We start from the raw sequence: 25,689 nt of genomic DNA on the forward strand, positions 1-25,689 counted from the left end.
CCTGAGGCGCCGATCAGTCGGCGGCGAGCTTGCGCAGCACGTAGTGCAGGATGCCGCCGTTGTTGTAGTATTCGAGTTCGTTGGCCGTATCGATGCGGCAGAGAACTTCGAACGAGAACGTCGAGCCGTCCTTGCGAGTGACTTCCACGGTCACGTCCTGCTGCGGCTTGATGCCCGCAACGCCCTTGATCGTGAAGGAATCGTCACCCGTCAGGCCGAGGCTCTGGCGCGTGTCGCCGTTCTTGAACTGCAGCGGAAGCACGCCCATGCCGACGAGGTTCGAACGGTGGATACGCTCGAAGCTTTCGACGAGGACCGCGCGCACGCCCAGCAGGATCGTGCCCTTCGCCGCCCAGTCGCGCGACGAACCGGTGCCGTATTCCTTGCCGGCGACGACGATCAGCGGCGTGCCGTCTTCCTTGTGCTTCATGGCGGCGTCGTAGATCGCCATCTGCTCGCCGTTGTAGACGGTTTCGCCGCCTTCGACGCCCGGGACCATCTCGTTCTTGATGCGGATGTTGGCGAAGGTGCCGCGCATCATGACTTCGTGGTTGCCACGGCGCGAGCCGTAGGAGTTGAAGTCCGCCTTCGCGACCTGATGGTCACGCAGGTAACGGCCCGCGGGGCTGTCTTCCTTGATCGAACCGGCGGGCGAGATGTGGTCGGTCGTGACCGAGTCGCCCAGGATCGCCAGCGGCTTGGCCTCGATGATGTCGGAGACAGGCTCCGGCGTCATCGTCATGCCGTCGAAGTACGGCGGGTTGGCGACGTAAGTCGAGGTCGGGTTCCAGCTATAGGTTTCCGAACCTTCGACGTTGATCGCCTGCCAGTGCTCGTCGCCCTTGTAGACGTCGGCATAGCGGGCCTGGAACATCTCGCGGCTGATCGAACCGGCCATGAGGTCGGAGACCTCCTGGTTCGTCGGCCAGATGTCCTTCAGGTACACGTCGGTGCCGTCGCTGCCGGTGCCGATCGGGGTCTCGGTGATGTCCTCGGTCACGGTGCCCTTCAGCGCATAGGCGACGACGAGCGGCGGCGATGCGAGGAAGTTGGCGCGAACGTCGGGCGAGACGCGGCCTTCGAAGTTGCGGTTACCCGAAAGGACCGATGCGGCGACGATGTCGTTGCCGTTGATCGCCTTCGAGATCGGCTCTGCCAGCGGGCCCGAGTTGCCGATGCAGGTGGTGCAGCCATAGCCGACGAGATCGAAACCGATCGCGTCGAGGTGGTCCTGCAGACCAGCCTTTTCGAGGTAGTCGGTCACGACCTGCGAGCCCGGTGCCAGCGAGGTCTTGACCCACGGCTTGGGCGTCAGGCCCTTTTCGTGGGCCTTCTTGGCGACGAGACCGGCGGCAACCAGAACGCTGGGGTTCGAGGTGTTGGTGCAGCTGGTGATCGCGGCGATGACGACGTCGCCGTCACCGATGTCGTGATCCTTGCCGTCGACGCCGACGCGCTGGGCCGATGCCTTCTTGTAGATCTTTTCGAGATCGGTGTTGAACAGTTCGTCCACGCGGTCGAGCGCGACCTTGTCCTGCGGGCGCTTCGGGCCGGCAAGCGAGGGGACGACGCTGCCCATGTCGAGTTCGAGCGTGTCGGTGAAGACCGGTTCCGGGTTCGAGGGCGAGAACCAGAGGCCCTGTTCCTTCGAGTAGGCCTCGACCAGTGCGATTTCCTCTTCCGGACGACCGGTGAGGCGCATGTATTCCAGCGTCTTGTCGTCGACGCCGAAGAAGCCGCAGGTCGCGCCGTATTCGGGTGCCATGTTGGCAATCGTCGCACGGTCGGCGAGCGACAGCTTGGCAGTGCCTTCGCCGTAGAATTCGACGAAGCGGCCAACGACGCCCTTTTCGCGCAGCATCTGCACGCAGGTCAGCACGAGGTCGGTTGCGGTGATGCCTTCGGCCATTTCGCCGGTCAGCTTGAAGCCGACGACTTCGGGGATGAGCATCGAGACCGGCTGGCCGAGCATCGCGGCTTCCGCCTCGATGCCGCCGACGCCCCAGCCCAGAACGCCCAGGCCGTTGATCATCGTGGTGTGCGAGTCGGTGCCGACGCAAGTGTCAGGGTATGCCACGGCGGCGCCCGACGGGTCGTTCGACGTCCAGACGCCCTTGCCGATGTGTTCGAGGTTCACCTGGTGGCAGATGCCGGTGCCCGGGGGCACGGCGTAGAAGTTGTCGAGGCTCTTCGCGCCCCACTTGAGGAAGTCGTAACGCTCTGCGTTGCGCTGGTACTCAAGCTCCACGTTCTTTTCGAACGCCTTGGGGTGGCCGAATTCGTCGACCATGACCGAGTGGTCGATCACGAGGTTCACGGGAACCTGCGGGTTGATCTTCTGCGTGTCGCCGCCAAGCTTGGCGATCGCGTCGCGCATGGCTGCAAGGTCGACGACGCAGGGAACGCCGGTGAAGTCCTGAAGCAGGACGCGGGCGGGGCGATACTGGATTTCCGGGTGCGGGCCGGTGGGGTCGTTCATCCAGTCGACGATCGCCTTGGCGTCGCCTTCGCTGACGGTGAAGCCGTCATCCTCGAAACGCAGCATGTTTTCGAGGAGGACCTTGAGCGAGAACGGCAGGCGGCTGACGTCACCGAGTTTCTCACCGGCCTTCTTGAGCGAGTAGTAGGCGTATTCCTTGCCCCCGACGGTCATCGTCGAACGGGTGCCGAGCGTGTCCTTGCCGACTGCGGTCATGCGGTGCTTCCCCTTGGCTTACCGGTCGCGGGCGTACGGCAGGAGTGCCGATTCGGCCGCGTATCCGTGTTGCAATTGCTAACGTGCGAGGGCGCGATGCGCGCAGAACGGCGCTACGTCAAGGCAGCCTATTGTCGAATGAGCGCCGATTCCGCCCGATCCGCGGCTTTCGACTGTTCCGTCAGGCGTTTGCACCCCGGATGACTATCGATAGTTATAGCAACCTTGCATATTATAAGCACTGCTAATATCTGCGATGCCATGGACAGAAACATCGGCTATCTCGCCAACGATATCGGACGACTCTTCAGGAAGCGGCTGGATGTTTTCAGCCGCCCGGCAGGTGCCACGGGCGCGCAGGTGCGCGTTTTGCTCAGCATCAGGCGCAACCCCGGCCTCAACCAGTCGACTTTGGCCAACCTGCTGGAAGTCGAACCGATCACTGCAGGCCGGATGATCGACCGCATGGTCGCCGCCGACCTTGTCGAACGCCGCGCCGATCCGAACGATCGCCGCGCCTGGCGCATTCACATGACGGAGGAAGGCGAACGCCTGCTCAACCAGTTCGACGCGCCGATCACCGACATGCTGAATACGGCGCTTGAAGGACTGGACGCGGACGAACGCGTGACGCTGGAAGGCCTGTTGGGCCGCGTTCGCGACAACCTCGTTTCGGATGGCGACCGGAAAGCCGCCGTCAGCGACTGAGCCGGGCCGGCTGCCCGTCAGTCGATCGCGACAGAGGAGTGATAGGCGCCGCGGTGGAACAGCAGCGGCGTATCGCCGCCACAGATGTCGAGCGCTTCGACCCGGCCAACCACCAGCCAGTGATCGCCGATATCCTCGGTCCGCTCGATCGTGCAGTCGATCCACGCCAGCGCCTCGTCGAAAACGGGCTGGCCCGACGGGCTTTCGCCATGGGCGAGATCGAGGAACTTGTCCGGCGCGCGCGATGCAAACCGCTGGCACAAGGCCAACTGGTCCGAACCGAGGACATTGACGCAGAAACGCCCGGCCTTGGCGATGCCCTTGTAGCTGCTCGACCCCTTGTCCGGAAAGAACCCGACGAGCGGCGGATCGAGCGAGATCGAGGTGAAAGAACCGACGACCATGCCGGTCCGTTCGCCATCCGCGTCCACTGCGGTGATAAGGCAGACGCCCGTGGGATAGGCACCAAGGACATTTCGGAAATGGGTTGCATCGATCATGTCCGGCCTTTTGCCGAGGGCGGCGCGCAAGGTCAAACGCCCTGTCGGCCCAGTTCAGAATACCGAAAGCGGCGCTGGCGCATGGCGATGGAAACCCCTATGCGCTTCGGCGCGTTATTCCGGTGAAACGCGCGCCTTTTTTGGCGCTCAACCGCCGGCAGGAGCATTTGCACCCGTGTTGCCCCATATCCGCCTGACGACTACCAGCCTCGCCGCGATCGCGCTCGTCGCCTCGCCCGCCATTGCCCAGCAGGACATCCCGTCTGCGCAGCCGCAGAACGGCACCGTCTATGTCGGCGAAGGCCAGCTGCCCCAGCCCGCCCCGACGGCTCCTGCCCAGACCGCGCCCGCCCCGACCAGCACGCCCGGCGGAACGGTGTTCCAGTCGAGCCCGACGGTACAGACCGTGCCGACAGACTATTTCGCCACTGCCCCCGCATGGACGCAGGGACAGGCCGAAGCGCTGCTTGGCTATATCGCGAACCTCGGCAACGAGGGGCTGTTTCCCGCCGACTACACGCCTGCCGAACTGGAGGCCGCGATTTCGGCTGGTGATGGCGAGCAGCTGAACGAGGTCGCCACCCGCATCTTCACGATGGTCGCACTCGACTTGCGCGATGGCCGTACCGAAATGGACTCGCGCCGCCAGTGGTTCGTGCGCGATCCCGATGCCGAACGGCTGCCGATCAAGCCTCTGCTGGAAGAAGCACTGACCACCGGCGACATCATTGCCGCGCTGGATTCGCTGAACCCCGTTCACCCCGACTACGCGGTTCTGAAGCAGATGTTGATGGAAACGCCCGAGAGCGAGACCGAGAAGCGCGACAAGATCCGCATCAACATGGATCGCTGGCGCTGGCTCGCCCGCGATCTGGGCCGCAGCTATCTTCTCACCAACGTGCCCGAATATCAGCTGCGCCTGACGGTGAACGACAAGATCGTGCGGTCCTATCGCACCATCGTCGGCAAGCCCGGACGCACCAGCACGCCGCAGCTTGCCGAAACGGTCGAAGGCGTGATCTTCAACCCGACGTGGACTGTGCCGCAGTCGATCGTGGTCGGCGAAGGGCTTGGCGCGAAAGTGCTGAACAACCCGTCCTACGCCAAGGCGAAGAACTATAAGGCGTGGAAGAACGAGAGCGGGATGACCGTCGTCGTGCAGCAGCCGGGCCCGACCAATTCGCTGGGCATGATGAAGCTCGACATGCCGAACCCGCATGCGATCTTCCTGCATGACACGCCGGCCAAGAACCTGTTCGACACCGACAACCGCGCCTATTCGCACGGCTGCATCCGCACCGACCGCGCGCTGGAACTGGCGCTGACACTGGCGATGGTGCTGGGCGAAGTGCCCAAGGAAGAGGCGGTCGAGATTTCCAAGTCGGGCAAGTACACCAAGGTCCCGCTGAAAAAGGAAATCCCGGTATACATCACCTATTTCACGATGGCGCAGGACATCGACGGCGAGATGCGCAGCTTTGCCGACATCTACGGCCGTGACGAACCCGTGCTGGCAAGCTTCAAGGCCCCGCGCGTTGCCAAGGACGGCCGCCGCGTCACGGACGAGGAAGTCGTCGCGATCGAGAACCCCGGCCTTTGATCAACTTGCGCCCCGAACGTGAAAGCGAGAGGGGCGCGATTGCCGCCGTGATCACTGCCGCCTTTGCAGGGGCAGAGCATTCGGGCGGCAACGAAGCGCAAATCGTCGACGACTTGCGCGCCGCTGGCGATCTTTGCGTCTCGATCGTGGCGGTCGAAGGTGATGAGCTTGTCGGGCATGTCGCCATGTCGCCTGTCGTCATCGACGGGAACGACCACTGGTTCGGGCTTGGTCCTGTCAGTGTCCTGCCCATGCGGCAGGGCGAAGGGATCGGCGCGATGCTGATCGACCTCGCGCTCGAAACGGTGGCCGCCCAAGGCGCCTATGGCTGCGTCGTTCTGGGCGATCCGGAATACTACCGGCGCTTCGGGTTCAAGGCAGGGCTTGGCCCCACTTTCCCCGGCGCGCCGGAAGATGCGTTCATGGCCCTGCCGATGACAGGCCGCGTACCCAAGGGCGAGGCACGCTATGCGCCTGCCTTTTATCGTGATTAATTGACCGACGACCCCAGCCGCAGGCTGCGCGGTGCGGACAGCGACATGCGGAAGCCCTCTTCGGGATAGTCGACTTCGACCTTGGCATCGAAGGCAGAGGCCAGCCCTGCGTGAATGGTCCGCTGGCCAAAGCCCTGCCGCGTCGGCGCCACGACTTGCGGGCCGCCGCTTTCCACCCAGTCAAACCGGAAATCGCCTTCGGCTTCGGGATCATAAGCCCAGGTGACATCGATCCGGCCACCGGAACGCGAAAGCGATCCATATTTCACGGCATTCGTCGCCAGCTCGTGGGTCGCAAGGCAAAAGGCAACCGCCGACTGTTCGGACAAAAGCAGTTTCGGCCCTTCGAAGTTCAGCTGGTGATCGATCGAATAAGGCGCGAGCGTATCGACCAGCAATTGCCGCAGATCGGTATTCCCCGGCGACAGGGCCAGCGAATGCGCGCGTGCCATGGCCGAAAGGCGCCCGTCGAGCACTTTGCGGAACCGCTCCATGTCGGGGTTCGCTTTCAGCGTCGAATAGACCAGCGCGCCAATCGTGTTGATCAGGTTGCGCGTGCGATGCTGCAATTCGCCAACGATCAGTTCCTGCCCATCCTCGCGGCGGCGATAGGCAAGGATGAAGCCGCAAAGCTGCGCGTATTTTTCGGCGAGGCGGCGGGTCTGGTAATCGAGCGGGGATTGCGGGTCGTAGACGACAACGAACGTGCCCAGCACCGTCCCGTCACGCTGGGGGGCGGGGAAAGAGGTCATCGCGGTTATTCCGAACTTCACGCACATGTCGCGCCAGGCCTGCGCAAAGCGTTCGTCGGACGGCACGTGGGGGACATCGATGATTTCGCCATCGGCAACCGCGCGCGCGCAGCTTCCCGGCTTGTCCGCCACCTTGATACCGGCCAACGCGTCACCGAACGCAGGGCTGAGCGTGGGAAAGATGCCCGGCTCGAACGCCAGCGTCGTCCGGTCGATCGCGGTGACACCCGCGGTCGTGTGCGGGAAACGGTCCATGAAGTGATTGGCGATATCGGCGAGTATCTCGCTCGACGGATCGCCGTGAGCAACGCGGCTCAGGGCGTCGCTGCGCAGGCCTTCGAAAATTTCCATTTCATAACGGCTCCATCGTGGCGAAAGCCTGTCGAGCCTCCAGAATCCGCTGGCCAAAATTCGACGCGGACGATGCAACCAACTTAACACGGCGCTAATCGCCTTGATAGCGAAGTCTCAAGTCGCCTTTCCGGCGCTAACGGGCTGAAAACGCTGTCCTACACAGGCGCGGCCCGTCATGGTCGCTGCCGTTCTTTCAGATTGTCGGTATCGCCAGCACACCTGTCACCCTGACCGGAGGCGCAAAAACGTCCGAGTCGTGCGGGGTTGGGCCTGTTGGATGTGGGTTACAGGGTGTCACCTTTGTCACCCTGCTGGAGACGGGCTTCAGCCGAGGCCGAGCTTGTCCGCGTAAAGCAGACGCCCGCCGGACAAGTGCCAGAGCGCCTGGTTGAAGTCTTCCGGGCTCATCGCGAAACAGCCGTTCGACCGGCCCAGCTTGCCCCACTTGTCGATGTGCGAAGCGCGCGCATATTCGGCGGCGTGCATCACGATATAGCGCGGCAGGGCGTTGGAATTGGAATTGTCGAGCCCGCCGAGGCGGACCGACGTGCCGTACTTGCCCTTGTACCACTCGTACGTGACGTAGGACCCCTTGCTCGTCGCGTTGGAGCCCGGCGTGTTCGAAAACTCGTTGAGCCAGCCGTCGTGTTCAGGGTCCGAACCCTGGCCGTGGCTGACGAGGAAGCTCTGCACTTTGCCGGTTTCGACATTGGCGAAGTGGAAGCGGGGAATGGCCGAATGGACGCCGAAGTCGGCAATACCGGCAATGTCCTTGCGCCAGATCGCGTCGCCGGCGCGGTCCATCTCGCGCTTTGCAATGTCGAGGATGGCACGGTCACGCGGGGTCAGCGGGCTTGCAGCAGCAAAAACGCGGGTAGGCAGCGCGAGTCCCGCGCCCGCCGCAATCGCGCCTTTGAGAAGTGTCCGCCTGCTAGTCGTGTCCGTCATATGAAATGACATTTACCACAAATCAGCTTGCCATGCACTTAATCAAAAGACGCATCTGTCGCGGTTAATAGTCGGACAGGCTCATTCTCTCGTCCGCGATGGCCACGTTGGGGATGCGCGACAGGAAGCTCTGGCCCAGAAGCGTGATGTGCAAACCTTCGGGAATCACAACGGCATCAACATCGCGAACGTCGAAACCGCCCAGTTCCACGCGGTCGAGATGGACGGCAACGCCCACGACGTCCCCGCTCGCCCCGCGGCCGATGACCGACAGTTCGGAAGGGTGCCACGTAATGCCGATGGCGTCGGCATCGTCGGCCGTCAGCGCAATGACGCTGGCGCCGGTATCGACGAGGGAATTGACCTGCACGCCGTTGATCGACGGGGTCGCATAGAAATGCCCGTCGGACTGCCGTTGCAGCACCATTTCGCCCGACAAATAGTCGGACGCACCGGGCTGGGACGTCTGCATCTGGCTGGAAAGCGCGGCCTTTTCAGCGTCTTGCGGATTGGGAGAGCCACCGAAATTGTCCGGCATCATCGCGCCAAGGGCACACATGGAAGCGCCGAGTGCAAGGATGCCGCCGATCTTCATGCCCTCCACACTGGTGCGAAGGGCTGAAGATAGGGTAAATTTTCGGTGCTTTTCGGCCTACTCGGCAGGTTCGGGCCTATTCAGCAGGTTCGGGGCTGGGATCGGCCTGTCCCGCGTCACTCATGTCCGCCTCGATCTCGGCGGCTTTCGTTTCGACGAGGTTGACGATGTGATCGAGCATGTCGCCCGACTGGACATGGTGGTCGGTCACGCCCGACAGGTAGACCATGTGCTTTCCGTTGCCGCCGCCGGTAATGCCGATGTCGGTCTCGCGCGCTTCGCCGGGACCGTTGACCACGCAGCCAAGGACGGAGAGCGAAAGCGGCACCTTGATGTGCTGAAGCCGCTCTTCCAGCGTCTGGACGGTGCGTATCACGTCGAAGCCCTGACGCGCGCAGGACGGGCATGACACGACACGCACGCCGCGGGTGCGCAGGCCCAGCGATTTCAGGATCTCGAACCCGACGCGCACTTCCTGTTCGGGCTCTGCCGAAAGCGAGACGCGGATCGTGTCGCCGATACCGGCCCAGAGCAGGTTGCCGATGCCGATCGAGCTTTTGACCGTGCCGCCGATCAGGCCCCCTGCTTCGGTAATGCCGAGGTGCAGCGGGCAATCGACCGCGTCGGCCAGGCCCTGATAGGCCGCGACGGCAAGGAACACGTCGCTGGCCTTCACCGCGACCTTGTATTCGTGAAAATCGTGATCCTGCAGCAGCTTGATATGATCGAGCGCGGATTCGACCAGCGCCTCGGGGCAAGGCTCCCCGTACTTTTCGAGCAGGTCTTTTTCGAGGCTACCGGCATTCACACCGATGCGGATCGCACAGCCGTTCGCCTTGGCGGCGCGGACGACTTCGGCGACGCGCTCGCTCGACCCGATGTTGCCGGGATTGATGCGCAGGCACGCCGCGCCCTTGTCGGCGGCTTCAAGCGCGCGCTTGTAGTGGAAGTGGATGTCGGCAACGACCGGAATGTTCGACGCCTTCGTGATCTGGTCGAAGTTCGCTGTCGATTCCTCGGTGGGACACGACACGCGGATGATGTCCGCGCCCGCATCTTCGCAGCGGCGGATCTGGTCGATCGTCGCGGCCACATCCTCGGTCGGCGTGTTGGTCATCGTCTGCACGGTGATCGGGGCATCGCCGCCCACGGGCACCTTGCCGACCATGATCTGCCGGCTCTTGCGTCGCTCGATCGTGCGCCAGGGGCGGATCGCGTTCATATGCTTGATCGTCTTCCTGAATTTCGTGTCCGGACGATGCGGAACGGATGGGCCCTGCCGCCCGTTCCATGCGCCCTGCCATATGCTCTTACGGCCAGATGGGGATTCCCCTAGCAGTTTTTCAGGGCAGTATGAAATTGCCCCGACAACCTGCATAGATAGGCGCCATGACAGCGACGCGACACGATAACCATCCCGGCCACGGCAGCATCCTCCTGACCGATGACGTCGCCGGGGACGAGGCGCTGCTTTTCGGGCGCGTGCTCGACGGCAAGGGCGGCGGCAGGCCCGTGACCTGGGCAGAGGCCCGCGAATGGTCCCCCGGTGCGAACGACGAGATCATCTGGATGCACTTGTGCCGCAACCAGCCCGGTATCCAGGAATGGTTGGAGGCGACTTACGAGATTCCCGAACCGACGGCGGAACTGCTGGTATCGGACGAAACCCGCCCCCGCGCCTTCCGCGAGGCCGATACGCTGGTCGCGACGCTGCGCGGCATCAACTTCAACCCGAATGCAGAGCCTGAGGACATGGTCTCGATGCAGTTGTGGAGCGACGGCAAGCGCGTCATCACGCTGCGCCGCCATCCGCTGCAGACGCCTCGCGACACGCTGGCCCAGATCGACATGGGCCGCGGGCCGACCGATGCCGGATCGCTGATTACCTCGCTGACCGAACAGATGATCGCGCGGATGAGCCGTTCGATCATCGACATGAACGAACATATCGATGAACTGGAAGAGGCAGACCTCGACGGCGATACCGAGCCGCTGCTGGAAAAGATCGCGACGATCCGGCGCAACTGCCTTGCCCTCAAACGCCACATGAGCCCGCAGCACGAAGCGTTCGAACGGATCAGCCGCGAAGCACCGGCCTGGTTTGAAGATCATGACCGGCGCGAGATCGCGGAAACCATCGACCGGCTTTCCCGCTATCTCGACGATATCGACATCTCCAAGGAAAGCGCCGTCGTGCTGCAGGACGACATTCGCGCCCGCGCCGCAGCACGATCCGAACGCACCAGCTACCTGCTGACTATCGTGGCCGCCGTTTTCCTGCCGCTGGGCTTTCTGACCGGCCTTCTGGGCATCAACGTCGGCGGGATGCCGGGGGCCAGCGATCCCAATGCCTTCTGGGAAGTCGTCGCGCTATGCGGTGCGATCCTGATCATGCAGTTCGCGCTCTTCTGGCGCTGGAAGTGGTTCTGAGCCTCTAGCCCGCCGCATAAGTGCCAATACCTAAGGCGGCCCGCCCGCAGGATTCATCGGCTGCTGCCATTCCTTCTGCCCAATGTGGGGTAGAAGGAATCTGGCAAGATAAAGGAACTGCTCGCCATTCCCATGGTGGTGCTGGCGATTGCGGTGATTCCGACACTCGAGTTTGCAGGCGAAGACGGGGGGATCGTCAGCCGGGAAACGACGAGTTCGATGGAATCGCTGTGGATCGACGTGGAGAACACCGACACCGCTGCGCGCCGGTTCACCGTGCGCGTGGCCGCACCGGGCAGCGATGCACCGGTAAGCGGTGTGCGCGTGCTGCCCGACAATGCGCCGGAATTGAGCGGGGGCGAGAACCGGCGGGTGCTGGTGGTGTTCCAGGCGATGCGTCCCGGCGAACTGCGCGAGGCCGAGGTATGCTACGCCCCCGAAGTCCGGCCGCAGGACGCGACCTGCACCCACTTTGCGATCAGGCGGCTTTGATCTTCTTGAGCTTCAGTTCGTAGAGCAGTTCGTCATCGCGGTGATTGCCGACCCAGAAGTCGATGTCGGCGATCTTTTCGAAGCCAAAGCGTGCGTAGAACCGCTGCGCATCGTGGTTTTCGGCCCAGACTGAAAGCTGGATGGCGTCGGCCCGGCGGCTGCGCGATTCTTCCATCGCCCAATCCATCAGTGCAGCACCGATGCCGCGGCCGGTGTAGCGTGGATCGGTGTAGAGCTGCGACAGCGCGATCGGGCGCTTGGCATCGCCGTGATCGCCGAACTGCGCGCCTTCGACCAGCTTGCAGTAGCCCACCAGCTTGTCGCCCTTCACCGCAAGGCGATAGGCGACGCGGCGGTCCGCGATCTGCTTGGCGATCTTTTCCGGCGAGTGCGCGGAATGGAGGAAATTGGCGAGGTCCTCCGGCTTGTAGAGATGGCCGAAGGCTGCGTCGAAACTGGCGCGGCCCAGCGCGACAAGGGCGTCGCGGTCTTCGGGCAATGCATCGCGGTAGGTAATCGCGGTCATCCGGTCAGGCCCGTTTGTCCATTGGTAACAATCCGTCGTGTCTGTACACCCACCGAAGGCCCCATGGACGTAACCACTGGCCGGCGCAATCTTGAAGGGCACATGATGTGGAAACCGATGTCGATAATTGCCATGGTTCTGGCACTGGCCGGATGCACCACGGTAAAGGATCCGCCCATGCCGGTTAGCCCAGCCAAATCCGAATGGAGCATCGCGATTCACGGCGGCGCAGGTTCCATGGCACCGGGCCGGTTCAAACCGGAGCGCGAGCAGGAATACCGCGATGCGCTGGCCAAGGCGCTGAAAGCGGGGTCGGACATTCTGGCAGGCGGCGGTAGCGCCATGGACGCGGTAGAAGCCGCCGTCATGGTGATGGAGGACGACCCCGGCTTCAACGCAGGACGCGGTTCGGTGTTCAGTTACGAAGGCCACAACGAGATGGACGCTGCCGTCATGGACGGCGCAACGCGCGCGGCAGGGGCCGTGGCAGGGCTGACCGCGACGAAGAACCCCGTGCTCGCCGCCCGCGCAGTGATGGAGCGGACACCGCATGTTTTCCTGTCGCACGAAGGCGCAAACCGTTTCAGCGAAGAAATGGGCATCGAGCAGGCCTCGCCCGAATGGTTCGCCATTCCCTCACGCCGCCGCCAGTGGGAAGAATTCCGCGCCAAGCAGGTTGGCTGGTTCGACAAGGACCTGAAGTACGGCACCGTCGGCGCGGTCGCCCGCGACAGCGGCGGGCACCTCGCTGCCGCGACCAGCACGGGCGGTCTGACGGGCAAGCGCTGGGGCCGCATCGGGGACAGCCCCGTCGTCGGCGCGGGTACTTATGCCGATGACCGATCCTGCGCGGTTTCGGCAACGGGCACCGGCGAATACTTCATCCGCGAAGCCGCCGCGCACGAAATCTGCGCCCGCGTGCGGCTGACCAGCGTGGATACGCAGCAGGCAGCCGACGCGGTCATGGCCGAGATCGGCGAAATGGGCGGCGACGGCGGGGTGATCTTCGTGAGCAAGGATGGCGAGAGCGGGTTCAGCTTCAACACGCCCGGCATGTTTCGCGGACGTGCCGACAGCAACGGGGTGAGCGAAGTGGCGATTTACGCCGCGGACTAGCTTTTGCTGTCCGCCGCGCTGACCACGCGCTGGCGGATCAGCGGCATGACGAGGCTTTCGATCGCTTCGGGCTGGATCGGCTTTGTCATATGCGACTGCATTCCGGCCTCAAGGCACTTGCGTTCATCCTCTGCAAAAGCGTGCGCTGTCAGTGCGACGATGGGCAAGTCGTCGCCCGATATCCCGGCGCCGCGAATCTCGCGCGTGGCGGCAGTGCCGTCCAGCACCGGCATCTCGACGTCCATCAGCACCAGATCGAAAGCGGGGCCCTTGCTATTGGCAGCCATGACGGCTTCGACCGCCTGTCTGCCATCTTCAACGATTACCGGGTCGATACCCACGCGCTGAAGCATCAGGCGGATCAGCAGTCGGTTGGTCTCGTTGTCCTCTGCCACAAGCACGCGCGCATCGGTCATGCGGCGGCGGGGAGCGGCAGGCTTTGGTGCATCGCCGGGCCGGGCGACTACGAGCGGGAGCGCCAGAGTGAAAGTCGATCCGACGCCCTCCTCGCTCTTTAACGCCAGCGATCCGCCCATGAGTTCAGCGAGATTTCTGCAGATCGCGAGGCCAAGACCCGTACCGCCGAACTGGCGGTGCGTATCGTAACCGGCCTGTTCGAACATGTTGAACACGCGGCCCTGCGCATCTTTCGAAATGCCGATGCCAGTGTCGGACACCGGGAACTCCAGCATCCCCGCGCTGCCGACGCGGACCCGCAAGCCGATCTCGCCCTCCTCCGTGAACTTCGTCGCGTTGTTCATAAGGTTGACGAGAATCTGGCGAAGCCGCGATTGGTCCACCGCCACGCAAGCCGGGACATTGTCCTCGACTTTCACGACAAGCCTGATCGGGCGGTCGGTGAGCAAGGTTCCGGTTAGCCGCGCGACTTCTGCAACGACTTCGCGCAAGTCCACCGGACCGCTGCGCAGGCTGAGCTTGCCCGCCTCTATCCGCGAAAGATCGAGGATGTCGTCGAGCAAGGTCATCATCGCGTTGCCGGATTGGCGGATCGTATCGACCAGCAAGGCCTGGTCATGATCCAGATCGGTGTCCTTCAACAGATCGGCAAAGCCGAGCACGCCGTTCATCGGCGTACGGATCTCGTGGCTCATGTTGGCAAGGAAAACCGAACGGCTTCGCGCCGCGTCCTCCGCAGCCTGCCTGGCCCGATGGAGCCGCGCGACAAGCTCCTTCCGGCGCGTGACGTCACGGATGTTGGCGATAACCTCGCTGGGCGCGCCCTCCTCGTCGCGGACAAGCCGGCAGCTTGCCTCCAGCCAGATATAGACGTCGGGTTGCACGTGCGTGGCGGTACGATACTCGGCCTTCAGCATCTCGGTCTGGCCGCGCACGAGTTGTTCAAACTGCGAGAGGACGCGGACCCTGTCATCGGGATGAAGCGGGTCGAGCAACCTGCGACCAATCAACGATTCCGGTGACATCCCAAGCTGTTCGCGCACGGCCGGCGAGGCGAACAGACAAATGCCGTCCAGCGTGATGCGAAAGATGGCGTCGGACGAGTTTTCGACCAGAAGCGAGAATTCCGCCTCACGCCGCTGTAGCTCGCTGCGGTAGGCATCACGTTCGGTGACGTCGATGAATACGCCGACAAAGCCCAGAACTTCGTCATTTTCGTCGGTTTCGGCGCTTGCATATACCTCGGTCACAACGACCGATCCGTCTTCCCGCAGCCAGCGAATCTTGCGTTCACCCGATTGGCCGGTGCGAAGAATTTCTGCCCAAAGTTCGGCAAAATCCTCGACGTCGTCGGGATGGGCATGATCGCGCCATCCTTCACCCTGGCTCTGGTCGAGCGAGAGGCCGGTGATCTGCGTGTAGGTGCTGTTTACGAACGTCAAAAAGCCGTTGGGATCGGTGCGGAACACGCCGCACGGAATCTGGTCGGCCAGCATGGAATAGGCACGCTCGCTGTCGGCCAGCGCCTTTTGCGAGGCGATCTGTTCGGTCACGTCGATCGCAACGCCGACGAAACCGGTCGGCTTGCCGTCGAGGTCGAATTCCGCGCGGTTGAAGCTGTGCAGCAGGCGCAGGCCACCGTCGAGCTGAGGGACGGGGACAATCCGCTCCCTCTCCGGCAAATCGCTCGTGTAGTTCTGGAACGGCGGATCACGGCGGAAATCGGGGACTTCCAGCGCAAGATCGGCCCAGTGCCGGCCGATCGCACCTTCGGCCAGTGGGCCCAGCCAGTCGTACCAGCGGCGGTTGAAATAGGTTATCCGCCCGTCGACGCCGACACGGTAGATCCCGACCGGCACGATATCCGCCGTGCTTTCGAAGCGCGTATGCGCGACGTCGAGCTCCTGTTCCAGCCGCTGACGGCTGGTCTCGTCCGAAATTGTGGCAGCGAACGTCGCTGGCACGGTCTCGCTGGCTTTCACGTGGCGAACCATCAGTTGCAAACGCCGCTTCCGGCCCCTTGGATCGTCGCCTTCCAGCATGACCTGATGGACCGATCCCGAAACGTCTGCCGCGGCCCCTGCGAAGATACGCCGCACGGTTCGCAACGTGCCAAGGCCCAGCAATCGCTTCCAGCGATGCGATTCTTCGCGTGTCAGCCCGGTCAGCCGCTCCCACCCCGGGTTCACGTAGAGGAAGTTGCCCGCCATGTCGGTCTGGACCACTGCCTCGCGGACAAGGTCGAGCATGCCCTCATAGGCAGCGGGCTGTAGCGGGATCGGATGCGAATGTGGCATGGTTCGGGCTCGGCTCTTAAAGCGCCATCACCATGTGCGGCAGGGCGGGTGCAAGACAAGGTTCGCGATGACAGGTCCGGCTATACTCGACATCGACGCGCAACTCGGCGCGCTGGCGACGGACGCGAACGTAAAGCTGATGCTTGAGGCACTGCTGCGCGCCTCCGAGGTAGACATGGCACGGCTGAATGCGGCGATTGCGGCAGACGATGTCGGCGAAGCCGGTAAAGCGGCTCATGCTCTTGCGGGCGGCGCAATGGCAGCCGGTGCCGCAGCGCTTGCCAATATGGCACGCGACTTCGAATTGGCCGCAAAGGCGGGCAAAATGCCTGATGCAGGACCGCTTCAGACAGTCCATGCGACGACGCGGGAAGCGGCCTTGCAAAGGATCGCCCAATAATGACTGGCCCTTTGGCGCCACTTACTCGGTAACGCCCATTTCCTTAAGCCGCAGAATGGCCTGGCTGCGATTGGTGACGCCCAAGGTTTTGAGCGCGGCTGAAACGTGAGTCTTTACCGTCTGTTCGGCTAGGCCGAGATCGGCGGCAATGATCTTGTTCGGCTGGCCCTTAACAACCTCACGCATGACGCGAAGCTGTGCGCCGGAGAGCAGTTTGATCTGGTCACTCTCTAACTCGGCATCGTTGTCGAGCCCGTCTTCAAACCATTCTTCGCCGTTAAGAACCGCAGCGATCGCGCTGGTCATCTCGTCCATGGGGGCAGACTTTGGCAGGAAGCCCCTTGCACCCAGCGACCGGGCCTTTGCGGCAGCATCGGGCTGTTCCGTGGCGGATACCACGAGGATCGGCATACGCGGGGCGATGGAATGAACGATCGACAGGTTTATGAAACCCTGGCTGTCCTTGAGCCCGAGATCGAGCACCATGCCATCGAAGCGGCGCGCTTCCAGCTGATCTTTCGCCGCATCGAGCGTCTGAACTCCGGTCACCACGATCGCCGATTCATACGCGTGAGCCGCCATATCGATAGCAGCGGTACAGATCGGGTGGTCTTCAGCCACCAGCAGGTATTTCAGCAGCTTTCTCATAGTCGAAGCGGGCTGTCCCTTCCCGGTTCCGCGACGTGCCGATTACGCTTTTCCGATAGCGCGCAGCGTTGCAATCATACTCTATACTCAAATTCGTATATCGACGGAGAATATCCGGCAAGCCGCGGATATCTGCGGATCAGGCCCGCTTGCCCTCAATGAAGACAGCGCGCGGGGCTCCGACCAATCAGCTGCGGATCAGGCCCTGCGGATAGCAACCCAGCAGCCGCAGGTTTTTGGAGTAGAAACCCAGCTCTTCCAGCGCGAGATCGATTGCCGGATCGCCCGGCTTGCCCACGATGTCGCAATAGAAGCGCGTGGCGGCGAAGCTGGCCCCGTCCTGATAGGATTCCAGCTTGGTCATGTTCACGCCGTTCGTCGCGAACCCGCCGAGCGCCTTGTAAAGCGCGGCGGGGATGTTGCGGACCTCGAAGACGAAAGTCGTCATCGCCGGCCCCTCGATCTCTGCCGGATCCAGCGGCGCGCGGGCCAGCACGACGAAGCGGGTCGTGTTGTCCGAATTGTCCTCGATCGATTCCTTGATCACCTGAAGATCGTAAAGTTCGGCAGCCAGAGGCGGCGCAATCGCGGCAAGCGAGGGGTCCTGGTCCTCGGCTACCTTGGCAGCGGCAGCAGCGGTGTCGGCGTACTCCATCGGGACGATGCCGTTCGCGCGCAGCCAGTGGCGACACTGGCCTAACGCCTGCGGGTGGCTGACCGCCGCCTTGAACGGCCCCGGCCCCGTCGCCATCAGCGTGTGGCGGATCGGCATGAAATGCTCGCCCGTGATCGACAGGCCCGATTCGGGCAGCAGGAAGTGGATGTCGGCCACGCGCCCGTTATGGCTGTTCTCGATCGGGATGATCGCGCGGTCGGCGCGGCCCTCGCGCACGGCGTCGATCGCATCGGCAAAGGACCAGCACGGCATCGGCAGGCAGTCTGCATCGTAACGCAGCGCGGCGATGTGCGAATTGGCGCCCGGCGCCCCCTGGAAGGACATGGCACGGGTGCGATCCGCAAGCGCGGTGCGGTTGAGTTCCTCGGCCAAGGCGAGGGCTGGTGCGGGATAGCTGTGCATTGCGGCAAGCGCGTTAGGCGCGTGCAGCGCTCCTGCCAAGCCCGCGCGTGCGCGTGCGCAAGCCACCGTTCGTGCCGCACGGCAGCAATTCGGGCCCAAATGAGACTTGCGCTAACCTGCCCTTGTAACTAGAGCGGCGCGCAAACCCCCGTCCGGGGGACGATCAGGGACACGTTCGACGGGTTTTTCTGCATGAGCGACAAGTTCAACACCATTGCCGGCTGGACCCTTTTCGGCGGAGTCGTGGCACTCGGCCTTTCCAGCATCAGCCACCGCGTGATCACTTCGCACGCGCCCGAAACCGAAGGCTACACCATCGTGGCAGCCGAGGAAGAAGGCGCAGCAGAAGGTCCGAGCCTTGCAACCCTGCTCGCTTCGGCCGATCCGGCTGCTGGCGAAAAGGTCTTTGCCAAGTGCACCGCTTGCCACACCATCAACCAGGGTGGCGCGAACGGCATCGGTCCGAACCTTTATGGCGTGATGGGCCAGCCCGTTGGTCAGCACGTTGCCGGTTTCGCCTACTCGGGCGCGCTGGCGGATCACGGCGGCACCTGGGACTGGGACAACATGGACGCGTGGCTCGCCAGCCCGAAGGCTTTCGCCCCGGGCACGAAGATGAGCTTCGCCGGCCTTTCCAAGCCGGAAGATCGCGCCAACATCCTGGCCTATCTGAACGCGCAGGGTTCGAACCTGCCGCTGCCGACTCCGGAAGAACCGGCTGCCGAAGGCGAAACCGAAGCCGGCATCGAAACGGCTGAAGAGCCTGCGGTCTCGGCCACGCCGGACGGTGCGGCCGCCGTTGATGGCGAAACGCAGACCCCGGTTGCCGAAGAAGGCACTGCCGTCGCGGAATAAGCGGCTGGCAAGCGAACACGAAAAGGCCCGCCGGGATCGTCCGGCGGGCCTTTTTCTTTGCCTGGCCCGCGTGGCGGATCAGTAGACCGGCGGATCCTCTGCCGGAATACGGCCGACCGGCGCGACCGGTTCGCCGGGCTTGCGCGGGGGCAGTGCGTCTTCGGGTACTTCGGGGATCATCATGTCCTCGCTCGGCACGTGCTCAAGGTTCCGAACGACGACCTTGATGCCTTGATCCGACAAGTGCAGCTCGTTGAAACTGGGCGGGGAGGAGCGCAGCCGCTGAGACAACGTGCCTGCGCCTATCATGCGGATCTGGCCATTGGGCGTGTCCTGCATAAGATCGAAAGCATCGTGGACATGGCCCGACAGCACGGCCAGCACGTTGCGTTTCGCCAGTTCGGCCAGCGCATTGTTGCCACCCCGGGTCAGCGCGGTTCCGTGCGTGCCCACTTCGACCAGCGGGTGGTGGCAGGCAACGATCGGCCGCGTGCCAACGGGTAGCGCATCAATCATGTCGAGACATTCCTGAAGCGCGGCGCCTGTGATCCAGCCCTTCGACCAGTTCAGCCGCCATTGGGCCCGCGCAGCCGTCTTCAAAGGAACGATCGCCGCACCGGGCAGGTCGATTTCCTTTTCCACCACGTCCTCGATCGACCGGAACCGGCGATAGGGATCGAAGAACCGCTCTATCGGATTGAAATAGGGCAAGTCGTGATTGCCGATCTCGACCGTCACCGGCACGTCGAACGCGGTAATCCACTCACACGCAGCCTTAAATTCGTGGTGGCGCGCCCGCATGGTGAGATCGCCGGTGATCGCCACGGCATCGGGGCGCAGGCGCTCAATCTCGGCCACGACCCAGTCCAGCGCGCGCTGGTCCTCAAGCCCGAAGTGAATATCGCTGAGGTGAAAGAGCAGGCGTTCGTTATCGGCCACGCGACACCACTAGGTCGACTTCGCAGGGGACGACGCGGAACGTGGCTTCGCAATCGGACACGCGCGGTTCGCCGTCGACAAGAATGTCGAGCCTTTCGCCTTCGCAGGCCGTGATGGTCATTTCTTCAAGTCTTCCCAGTTTGTCATGCGGACCTTCGCGAAAATCGCGCTTCAGCAGTGCCAGGCTCTGCTGCGCGTACTCTCCTAGCGTTTCAGCATGATAACCGTCGACCGACATCTTGCCGTCTTCGGGGGACATCAGGACGAGGGGATATCCGTCCGGCTTGCCCAGCGGCGGGCTTACGACGCGGACCATTGGCCCGTCGGTCGATTCCTTCAGGGCTTCGGCCGTACTTCCCGCCATGGCGACCACATCGAAATGGCGCATCGCCTCGCGAACTTCGCTCCATGCGCAGGCAGGCCCGGCCATCATGCCGGCCAGCGCATCGCCCGCATCGCAGCGGATGACATGGGGACGCTCCCGCTCGGCCTTGCCCGAACAGAAGCGCGAGACGATCACATCCGGCTCGACATCGCCATGGAGGCGGATCGAAAGCAGGTTCATCGTCCCGCCCGGCAACACCAGGACCGCCCCGCCCCAGCCGTAAAGGCCAGTGACAAGCGCATTGATCGTGCCATCGCCGGTGTAGATCGTGACGAATTCGATGCCCGCCGCGTCCAGTTCGTCCGGCTTGGGCAGGTCGTCCTTGGGAAAGCGGATCACCCGTTCGACATCGATGCCGTTCTGGCCGCAGCAGTCTTGCAGCGCGTTGAACGCCTTGTCGTCATAGCTTCCGCTATCGGGATTGATGACCAGCCATGTCTTGCGCGCGTGGGCCATGTCCCACAAAAAGCGCGAAGCGGCACGCGGTTCCCGTTTCAGACCTTGCGCGAGATGATCAGCCAGGCCGCAACGCCGTTTGCCAGGGTATAGGCAAAGTAGGCCCAGATCGCCTGCGGGTATCCGTTCACGCCCAGCAGCATGGCCGCCAGCAGCATCACGAATTCGATCGCGATCGAAAATCGCCCCGACAGCATGTGCACGAACCACGGCATCTGGCCCAGCAGCGGATGCCCGCTTTCCAGCACGGCCTTGTGCATCGCGAAGTTTCCGACGCCGAGGATGAAGGCAAGCAATAGCATCAGGCGAACATTCTAGGCATGAAAGCGCGATTCGTCGGCACTTTTTTACGTGCGGCTCCGGTCCGGCGCACGAGTCTTGCGATTGTAACGAAGTCGTTCGTCCTGCCGGAATATGTCGTTCGTCCGTCAAAAACGGCGCTTATCGACCCGCGAGCCGCCCTTGCAGAGGGGCGAATGCCTGACGTCCCACCCTTGCGTAGACAGAATGACGACGCGGCAAAGAGCCGAAGCCGCAACACTAGAGGAGATGAGAGATGAAGACCATTCTGACCGCCACCGCCGCCCTCGCCATGTTTGCCGCTTCGGGCGCGGCTTCTGCAAAGGACGTCGAAACCGCAAGCCGTGAAGTTTCGTTTGAGGACGTCGATCTGACCACTGCCGAAGGTCAGGAAGAGATGGAGCGCCGGATCGTTCAGGCCGCTCGCAAGGTCTGCAAGGCCGACACGCCGAAGAGCTTTTTCCATCACCGTTCGTCGAGCGACTGTTTCGAAGTCGCCATGAAGAAGGGCCGCATCGAAATGGCCAAGCGGACGGAGGACGTACGTTACGGCGGCTGATCCCGCAGCCGTCCCACCCCGGACCGGTCCCAGTCCCCCGGTCCGGGGACAATTTACCCTCACAAGGAAATGCAGTCCCTTGGAGGTCAACCTGCCGCAGGAAGGAACCAGTCCCCCTTCCTGCGGCATTTTTTGTGTCTGAAATGGAAGGAGCAGGACGCGCTTAGCGCCCGGCCATCGCCTTTACCGACTTCAAGTGTGTACGCCCGATACGTACCGGCTCGCCCCGCGCGATTTCGGCGGACCAGACGCCCAGACCTTCGTGGCGAAGGCCCGTGATGAACTCACGCGCCAGGATGGTCGAACGGTGGACGCGGATGAAGCGTTCGGGGTCCAGCCTCTCTTCCAGCGATCCGATTGTCTCCAAGAGCAGGTGGCTCGTCTCTCCGACGTGCAGGCGAACGTAATCCCGTTCGGCATCGATGCGGCAAACGTCGTCCACGGCGATGCGCAGCAGTTCGGAGCGGTGCGGAACCCAGAATTCCTCGATCCACGGGCTGGGCGCGGTTTCGGACGAGGCCGCAGCAGTCCCGCCAGCACGGCGGTTGAAGGCGCGGTCGATGGCGCGTTCGAGCCGGTCGGTCGCGACGGGTTTGAGAACATAGTCCACGGCATCGAGATCGAAAGCCTCGACCGCGAAACTGTCATGCGCGGTGACGAAGACGACTGCAGGGCGCTGCGCCATGTCGGGCACGGTCTCGGCAATCCGGCGTGCGACCGATAACCCGTCGACTTGCGGCATCGTCATGTCGAGCAGGACGAGATCGGGCGTCAGCGCCTCGATCATGCGCAGTGCCGCCGCGCCGTCACCGGCCGTGCCGACAATGCGCAAGGCCGGGATGCGCGAGCAGATGACCTGCATACGCTCCACCGCCAAAGGCTCGTCATCGACGATCAGCGTCGAGAGCGTGCGGTTTTCCTGTTGTTCGACAGAATTCTGGCCATGTGTCCCCCCGGACATGTCGTTCAGTCCTCCTCCCCACTGAACTTCAGCGGCATCCTGATCACGGTTCGCCACCCCTCTTCCCCGGGGCCGCTGGCCACGCTCGCCTCTTTGCCGAACCGCGCCTTCAGCCTGTCCCGCACATTGGCGAGACCGATACCGAAGCCGCCGTGTTCGTCGCTCGAAGCGCCGGGGCCGTCGTCGGTCACCGTGACAACCAGCCGCTCGTACTCTTCCGAAGCTGCCAGCCGGATCGTGACGGGACGATTAACCAGCGCGACGGCATAACGGACCGAATTCTCGATCAACGGCTGCAGGATCATGCCGGGAATCCGCGCCTTGGCAAGTTCGGGCGGCACGTCGATGTCGACAACCAGCCGATCGGGGAAGCGTACGGCCTCGATCTGCAGGTAGATGCGCTGCAGCTCGATCTCTTCTTCCAACGGAACGTCATGCGTCGGATCGCCGGACAGTGACCGGCGATAGAACCGGCTGATCATCTGGATCATGGTTTCGGCCTGTTCGTTCCGGTTGGTCATGACCAGCGCGGAAAGCGAGTTCAGCGTGTTGAACAGGAAGTGCGGATTGACCTGATAGCGCAGGGATTTCAGCTCCGCCGCCTTGGCCGCGCGGCGATGTTCGCCCGCGCGCCGTTCGGCCATGCGGGCCTGTACCGCCTGTCCCAGCGCGATGTAGATCGCGCACCACGACAGCAGCAGGTAATAGCGGCCCAGCGCAATGTCGGTCAGTTGCTGCCACAAGAGCTTTTCCGGCCCCGGCGATGCAATGACGGTCTGCGCCGCAGCATGCTCTGCCGGAACGTCGGGCGCGGGGGGCGCAGGGGGCGGCACGTCCTCGTCGCCAGGCATCGGCGGAGGCGGAGCTTCGGGCGGTGCCGGTATATCCGGTACGTCGACCAGCAGGTTGCCTGCCTCATCACGGCGGATCGAAATGCCCTGCTCGTCCCCGATCCGCTTTACGTTGCGTTCTTCGATGTCGGCAAAGGCCTGCTGGTTGATGAATGCCAGCAACAGTGATGCCGGTGCCGCTGCGACGATGGCCACCACGATACGCAGGCCAAGGCTGCGCCGGTCAAACCCGCGCAGCAACAGCCAGAGCAGGACGGTCACGGCGATGCCCGCGATGCTGACGATCACGCGGCTCGACAGCATTTCCATCTGCATGTCAAAGCCAAGGACGACACCGCGCGCCGTCGCCAGCGCGAAGTAGACGGTCCACAGGATGACCATCGAGATCAGAACGGTCGGCAGCCCGACAGCCGCATGGGGGTGCGGGTCGGGCCCATTGTCTTCGTAAGGTTTCACATCGACCGTGATACGCGGCGCAAGCCGTGCGCGCCAGTAGGCCCGACTCGCCCCCGTCGAGGCGAGTCGGCCGTTTGTCGAACGTTCACAACTGTAGTCGCGAATCTATCCCCTCAGGTCGAGGGGAGCAGGTGTTCCTTGGCGATCTTTTCACGCCAGACCGCAGGGGCCAGCGTGTGGACGTTCTTGCCCTCGCTATCGACCGCGACGGTGACGGGCATGTCCTCGACCTTGAATTCGTAGATCGCTTCCATGCCCAGGTCCTCGAAGGCGACGACCTTGGCTTCCTTAATCGCGCGGGCGACGAGATAGGCCGCGCCGCCGACCGCCATGAGGTAAGCGACTTTGTGCTTTGCGATGACCTCGGTCGCGCCCTGCCCGCGTTCGGCCTTGCCGATCATGGCAAGGAGGCCAAGCTCGAGCATCTGGTCGGTGAACTTGTCCATGCGCGTCGCGGTGGTCGGGCCAGCCGGGCCGACAACTTCGCCGACGACCGGATCGACCGGGCCGACGTAATAGATCGCGCGGCCCTTGAACTCGACGGGCAGCTCCTCGCCCTTTTCCAGCATGTCGGCGATACGCTTGTGCGCAGCGTCGCGGCCCGTGAGCATGTGGCCCGAAAGCAGCAGGCGGTCGCCGTGCTTCCAGCTCTGCACTTCCTCGGGCGTCAGGTTGTCGAGATCGACCTTCTTGGCCGAGGCGTCCGGCTCCCAGTGAACCTTGGGCCATGCATCCAGATCGGGGAGCGGCAGGAAAGTCGGGCCGCTGCCGTCCAGCGTAAAGTGCGCATGGCGCGTGGCGGCGCAGTTCGGGATCATCGCGACCGGCTTGTTCGCCGCGTGGCAAGGCCAGTCGTAGATCTTGACGTCGAGCACGGTGGCAAGACCGCCAAGGCCCTGCGCGCCCACACCCATCGCGTTGACCTTGTCGAAGATCTCGATGCGCAGCTTCTCCAGATCGTTCTGGGGCCCACGCTCTTTCAGCTGGCCCATGTCGATCGGGTCCATCAGGCTCTTCTTGGCAAGCTTCACGCACTCTTCCGCCGTGCCGCCGATGCCGATGCCCAGCATCCCCGGCGGGCACCAGCCGGCGCCCATCTGCGGAATCATTTCCAGAACCCAGTCGACGATATTGTCCGACGGGTTCATCATCTTGAACTTGGACTTTGCCTCGCTGCCGCCGCCCTTGGCCGCTACGTCGATCGTCACCGTGTCGCCGGGGACCATCTCGACGTTGAGTACACAAGGCGTGTTGTCGCGGGTGTTGCGGCGGGTAAAAGCCGGATCGGCTAGCACAGACGCGCGCAGCTTATTGTCGGGATTGTTGTAGCCCTTGCGCACGCCTTCATCGACGACTTCCTGCAGCGACAGCTTGGAACCGAGGCGGCAGTTCTGACCCCACTTCACGAAGACATTGACGATGCCGGTGTCCTGACAGATCGGGCGGTGGCCTTCGGCGCACATGCGGCTGTTGGTCAGGATCTGCGCAATGGCATCCTTGGCGGCGGGGTTCTGTTCCGCCTCGTAAGCCTCGCCCAGCGCCTGGATGTAATCCATCGGGTGATAGAAGCTGATGTACTGCAAGGCGTCAGCGACGCTGTCGATGAGGTCCTGTTCCTCGATCACCACCATGTCGGACATGTAAAACCCACCTTTTCGCTCGAGCCTGTCGTTACGAGAGGCGACTTAGGAGCGATGCTGCTCAGTGGCAATGCCGTTCGACCCCGACAAAAGGAGGGGTACAGGCGCATAGCTTCGCAGGGGCGAAGGTCCTGCCTCTTGGCGGCGGGCCTTCGATGGCGTAGGGCGCCAAGCGGACTCGCACCTTGACGAAAGCTATCGTTTGGGGGCAAGTGTGTTACCTGACTAGGACAGTCC

At 63.2% G+C, this 25,689-nt stretch carries 25 protein-coding genes; 9 read left to right on the forward strand and 16 right to left on the reverse strand.

The annotated features are described in order from the left end of the window. Positions 1 to 13: 13 nt before the first annotated feature. Entirely contained in the window at positions 14 to 2,695 is a 2,682-nt protein-coding gene (gene acnA / locus KIH45_RS08450) for an aconitate hydratase AcnA (protein WP_213175567.1), read from the reverse strand. Between the two features lie 261 nt (positions 2,696 to 2,956). Between acnA and KIH45_RS08455 the strand changes: the two genes are divergently transcribed. Beyond that, the gene (locus tag KIH45_RS08455; RefSeq protein ID WP_213175568.1) at positions 2,957 to 3,403 is read left to right on the forward strand and encodes a MarR family winged helix-turn-helix transcriptional regulator; all 447 of its coding nucleotides are present in this window, start codon (positions 2,957 to 2,959) and stop codon (positions 3,401 to 3,403) included. Positions 3,404 to 3,420: 17 nt separating this feature from the next. Here KIH45_RS08455 and KIH45_RS08460 read toward each other — a convergent pair whose 3' ends face one another. Then, positions 3,421 to 3,903 carry a flavin reductase family protein gene (locus KIH45_RS08460; RefSeq protein ID WP_213175569.1) on the reverse strand — a complete coding sequence of 161 codons (483 nt, stop codon included), beginning with the start codon at positions 3,901 to 3,903 and terminating at the stop codon, positions 3,421 to 3,423. A gap of 175 nt (positions 3,904 to 4,078) precedes the next feature. Between KIH45_RS08460 and KIH45_RS08465 the strand changes: the two genes are divergently transcribed. Both KIH45_RS08465 and KIH45_RS08470 read left to right on the forward strand, forming a co-directional pair. Further along, entirely contained in the window at positions 4,079 to 5,503 is a 1,425-nt protein-coding gene (locus KIH45_RS08465; protein ID WP_420481928.1) for a L,D-transpeptidase family protein, read from the forward strand. After that, positions 5,500 to 5,997, forward strand: a complete 498-nt coding sequence (locus KIH45_RS08470; RefSeq protein ID WP_213175571.1) for a GNAT family N-acetyltransferase — start codon at positions 5,500 to 5,502, stop codon at positions 5,995 to 5,997. Before KIH45_RS08465 ends, KIH45_RS08470 begins: the two co-directional genes overlap by 4 nt. Here KIH45_RS08470 and KIH45_RS08475 read toward each other — a convergent pair. From KIH45_RS08475 to ispG, 4 genes are all read right to left on the reverse strand, one after another. Next, positions 5,994 to 7,100, reverse strand: a complete 1,107-nt coding sequence (locus KIH45_RS08475) for an HWE histidine kinase domain-containing protein (protein ID WP_213175572.1) — start codon at positions 7,098 to 7,100, stop codon at positions 5,994 to 5,996. The two genes, KIH45_RS08470 and KIH45_RS08475, sit on opposite strands and share 4 nt — an antisense overlap. A 327-nt stretch (positions 7,101 to 7,427) precedes the next feature. After that, complete coding sequence (locus KIH45_RS08480) at positions 7,428 to 8,051, reverse strand: murein L,D-transpeptidase catalytic domain-containing protein (RefSeq protein ID WP_213175573.1); 624 nt, start codon at positions 8,049 to 8,051, stop codon at positions 7,428 to 7,430. A 64-nt stretch (positions 8,052 to 8,115) separates the two neighbouring features. Then, complete coding sequence (locus tag KIH45_RS08485; RefSeq protein WP_213175574.1) at positions 8,116 to 8,646, reverse strand: retropepsin-like aspartic protease family protein; 531 nt, start codon at positions 8,644 to 8,646, stop codon at positions 8,116 to 8,118. Between the two features lie 76 nt (positions 8,647 to 8,722). Beyond that, complete coding sequence (ispG, locus tag KIH45_RS08490; protein ID WP_213175575.1) at positions 8,723 to 9,868, reverse strand: flavodoxin-dependent (E)-4-hydroxy-3-methylbut-2-enyl-diphosphate synthase; 1,146 nt, start codon at positions 9,866 to 9,868, stop codon at positions 8,723 to 8,725. 167 nt (positions 9,869 to 10,035) lie between these two features. Here ispG and KIH45_RS08495 point away from each other — a divergent pair, with 167 nt between their 5' ends. Together KIH45_RS08495 and KIH45_RS08500 are read left to right on the forward strand one after the other, a co-directional pair. After that, a complete protein-coding gene (locus KIH45_RS08495; RefSeq protein WP_213175576.1) occupies positions 10,036 to 11,076 on the forward strand; it encodes a zinc transporter ZntB in 1,041 nt (346 codons plus the stop codon). A gap of 138 nt (positions 11,077 to 11,214) precedes the next feature. Then, entirely contained in the window at positions 11,215 to 11,568 is a 354-nt protein-coding gene (locus tag KIH45_RS08500; RefSeq protein ID WP_213175577.1) for a hypothetical protein, read from the forward strand. Here the strand turns inward: KIH45_RS08500 and KIH45_RS08505 are convergent. Then, positions 11,555 to 12,094 carry a GNAT family N-acetyltransferase gene (locus KIH45_RS08505; RefSeq protein WP_213175578.1) on the reverse strand — a complete coding sequence of 180 codons (540 nt, stop codon included), beginning with the start codon at positions 12,092 to 12,094 and terminating at the stop codon, positions 11,555 to 11,557. The two genes, KIH45_RS08500 and KIH45_RS08505, sit on opposite strands and share 14 nt — an antisense overlap. Positions 12,095 to 12,271: 177 nt before the next feature. Here KIH45_RS08505 and KIH45_RS08510 point away from each other — a divergent pair, with 177 nt between their 5' ends. After that, a complete protein-coding gene (locus KIH45_RS08510; protein WP_213175736.1) occupies positions 12,272 to 13,210 on the forward strand; it encodes an isoaspartyl peptidase/L-asparaginase family protein in 939 nt (312 codons plus the stop codon). Here KIH45_RS08510 and KIH45_RS08515 read toward each other — a convergent pair. Continuing rightward, positions 13,207 to 15,924 carry a PAS domain-containing hybrid sensor histidine kinase/response regulator gene (locus KIH45_RS08515; RefSeq protein WP_213175579.1) on the reverse strand — a complete coding sequence of 906 codons (2,718 nt, stop codon included), beginning with the start codon at positions 15,922 to 15,924 and terminating at the stop codon, positions 13,207 to 13,209. The two genes, KIH45_RS08510 and KIH45_RS08515, sit on opposite strands and share 4 nt — an antisense overlap. A 67-nt stretch (positions 15,925 to 15,991) precedes the next feature. Between KIH45_RS08515 and KIH45_RS08520 the strand changes: the two genes are divergently transcribed. Next, a complete protein-coding gene (locus tag KIH45_RS08520) occupies positions 15,992 to 16,324 on the forward strand; it encodes an Hpt domain-containing protein (protein ID WP_213175580.1) in 333 nt (110 codons plus the stop codon). 21 nt (positions 16,325 to 16,345) lie between these two features. Here the strand turns inward: KIH45_RS08520 and KIH45_RS08525 are convergent, their stop codons facing one another. Together KIH45_RS08525 and KIH45_RS08530 are read right to left on the reverse strand one after the other, a co-directional pair. Continuing rightward, the gene (locus KIH45_RS08525; protein ID WP_213175581.1) at positions 16,346 to 16,972 is read right to left on the reverse strand and encodes a response regulator transcription factor; all 627 of its coding nucleotides are present in this window, start codon (positions 16,970 to 16,972) and stop codon (positions 16,346 to 16,348) included. A gap of 187 nt (positions 16,973 to 17,159) precedes the next feature. Then, entirely contained in the window at positions 17,160 to 18,050 is an 891-nt protein-coding gene (locus KIH45_RS08530; protein ID WP_213175582.1) for a prephenate dehydratase, read from the reverse strand. Between the two features lie 192 nt (positions 18,051 to 18,242). On the opposite strand from KIH45_RS08530, the gene KIH45_RS08535 reads away from it, so the two are divergent. Next, positions 18,243 to 18,905 (forward strand): c-type cytochrome, encoded by a 663-nt coding sequence (locus KIH45_RS08535; RefSeq protein ID WP_213175583.1) that lies wholly within the window; start codon positions 18,243 to 18,245, stop codon positions 18,903 to 18,905. A 78-nt stretch (positions 18,906 to 18,983) separates the two neighbouring features. Here KIH45_RS08535 and KIH45_RS08540 read toward each other — a convergent pair whose 3' ends face one another. Genes KIH45_RS08540 through KIH45_RS08550 form a run of 3 tightly spaced genes read right to left on the reverse strand, consistent with a single transcriptional unit; the run spans position 18,984 to position 20,987 of the window. Further along, positions 18,984 to 19,844 carry a metallophosphoesterase family protein gene (locus KIH45_RS08540; RefSeq protein WP_213175584.1) on the reverse strand — a complete coding sequence of 287 codons (861 nt, stop codon included), beginning with the start codon at positions 19,842 to 19,844 and terminating at the stop codon, positions 18,984 to 18,986. Continuing rightward, positions 19,834 to 20,685 (reverse strand): diacylglycerol/lipid kinase family protein, encoded by an 852-nt coding sequence (locus tag KIH45_RS08545; protein ID WP_213175585.1) that lies wholly within the window; start codon positions 20,683 to 20,685, stop codon positions 19,834 to 19,836. Before KIH45_RS08545 ends, KIH45_RS08540 begins: the two co-directional genes overlap by 11 nt. A gap of 38 nt (positions 20,686 to 20,723) precedes the next feature. Continuing rightward, positions 20,724 to 20,987: a hypothetical protein gene (locus KIH45_RS08550; RefSeq protein WP_225899773.1), complete on the reverse strand. Its 264-nt coding sequence runs from the start codon at positions 20,985 to 20,987 to the stop codon at positions 20,724 to 20,726. A 254-nt stretch (positions 20,988 to 21,241) separates the two neighbouring features. Between KIH45_RS08550 and KIH45_RS08555 the strand changes: the two genes are divergently transcribed. Beyond that, the gene (locus KIH45_RS08555; protein WP_213175586.1) at positions 21,242 to 21,544 is read left to right on the forward strand and encodes a UrcA family protein; all 303 of its coding nucleotides are present in this window, start codon (positions 21,242 to 21,244) and stop codon (positions 21,542 to 21,544) included. A 163-nt stretch (positions 21,545 to 21,707) separates the two neighbouring features. Here KIH45_RS08555 and KIH45_RS08560 read toward each other — a convergent pair whose 3' ends face one another. The 3 genes from KIH45_RS08560 to KIH45_RS08570 form a co-directional block, all read right to left on the reverse strand. Next, entirely contained in the window at positions 21,708 to 22,505 is a 798-nt protein-coding gene (locus KIH45_RS08560; RefSeq protein WP_213175587.1) for a LytR/AlgR family response regulator transcription factor, read from the reverse strand. Positions 22,506 to 22,510: 5 nt separating this feature from the next. Continuing rightward, positions 22,511 to 23,812 (reverse strand): sensor histidine kinase, encoded by a 1,302-nt coding sequence (locus KIH45_RS08565; RefSeq protein ID WP_337925432.1) that lies wholly within the window; start codon positions 23,810 to 23,812, stop codon positions 22,511 to 22,513. A 113-nt stretch (positions 23,813 to 23,925) separates the two neighbouring features. Further along, positions 23,926 to 25,452, reverse strand: a complete 1,527-nt coding sequence (locus KIH45_RS08570; protein WP_213175588.1) for a fumarate hydratase — start codon at positions 25,450 to 25,452, stop codon at positions 23,926 to 23,928. Positions 25,453 to 25,689: the final 237 nt, after the last annotated feature.

This window comes from Croceicoccus gelatinilyticus, assembly GCF_018398395.1.
GTDB classification, from domain to species: Bacteria; Pseudomonadota; Alphaproteobacteria; order Sphingomonadales; family Sphingomonadaceae; genus Croceicoccus; species Croceicoccus gelatinilyticus.

Coding starts and splice junctions, on each gene's coding strand:
- KIH45_RS08530 (WP_213175582.1), bottom strand. CDS start 18,050: ATGCACAGCTATCCCGCACCAGCCCTCGCCTTGGCCGAGGAACTCAAC.
- KIH45_RS08480 (WP_213175573.1), bottom strand. CDS start 8,051: ATGACGGACACGACTAGCAGGCGGACACTTCTCAAAGGCGCGATTGCG.
- KIH45_RS08460 (WP_213175569.1), bottom strand. CDS start 3,903: ATGATCGATGCAACCCATTTCCGAAATGTCCTTGGTGCCTATCCCACG.
- KIH45_RS08510 (WP_213175736.1), top strand. CDS start 12,272: ATGCCGGTTAGCCCAGCCAAATCCGAATGGAGCATCGCGATTCACGGC.
- ispG (WP_213175575.1), bottom strand. CDS start 9,868: ATGAACGCGATCCGCCCCTGGCGCACGATCGAGCGACGCAAGAGCCGG.
- acnA (WP_213175567.1), bottom strand. CDS start 2,695: ATGACCGCAGTCGGCAAGGACACGCTCGGCACCCGTTCGACGATGACC.
- KIH45_RS08475 (WP_213175572.1), bottom strand. CDS start 7,100: ATGGAAATTTTCGAAGGCCTGCGCAGCGACGCCCTGAGCCGCGTTGCT.
- KIH45_RS08570 (WP_213175588.1), bottom strand. CDS start 25,452: ATGTCCGACATGGTGGTGATCGAGGAACAGGACCTCATCGACAGCGTC.
- KIH45_RS08550 (WP_225899773.1), bottom strand. CDS start 20,987: ATGCTATTGCTTGCCTTCATCCTCGGCGTCGGAAACTTCGCGATGCAC.
- KIH45_RS08455 (WP_213175568.1), top strand. CDS start 2,957: ATGGACAGAAACATCGGCTATCTCGCCAACGATATCGGACGACTCTTC.
- KIH45_RS08505 (WP_213175578.1), bottom strand. CDS start 12,094: ATGACCGCGATTACCTACCGCGATGCATTGCCCGAAGACCGCGACGCC.
- KIH45_RS08555 (WP_213175586.1), top strand. CDS start 21,242: ATGAAGACCATTCTGACCGCCACCGCCGCCCTCGCCATGTTTGCCGCT.
- KIH45_RS08495 (WP_213175576.1), top strand. CDS start 10,036: ATGACAGCGACGCGACACGATAACCATCCCGGCCACGGCAGCATCCTC.
- KIH45_RS08520 (WP_213175580.1), top strand. CDS start 15,992: ATGACAGGTCCGGCTATACTCGACATCGACGCGCAACTCGGCGCGCTG.
- KIH45_RS08560 (WP_213175587.1), bottom strand. CDS start 22,505: ATGTCCGGGGGGACACATGGCCAGAATTCTGTCGAACAACAGGAAAAC.
- KIH45_RS08545 (WP_213175585.1), bottom strand. CDS start 20,685: ATGGCCCACGCGCGCAAGACATGGCTGGTCATCAATCCCGATAGCGGA.
- KIH45_RS08535 (WP_213175583.1), top strand. CDS start 18,243: ATGAGCGACAAGTTCAACACCATTGCCGGCTGGACCCTTTTCGGCGGA.
- KIH45_RS08485 (WP_213175574.1), bottom strand. CDS start 8,646: ATGAAGATCGGCGGCATCCTTGCACTCGGCGCTTCCATGTGTGCCCTT.
- KIH45_RS08525 (WP_213175581.1), bottom strand. CDS start 16,972: ATGAGAAAGCTGCTGAAATACCTGCTGGTGGCTGAAGACCACCCGATC.
- KIH45_RS08515 (WP_213175579.1), bottom strand. CDS start 15,924: ATGCCACATTCGCATCCGATCCCGCTACAGCCCGCTGCCTATGAGGGC.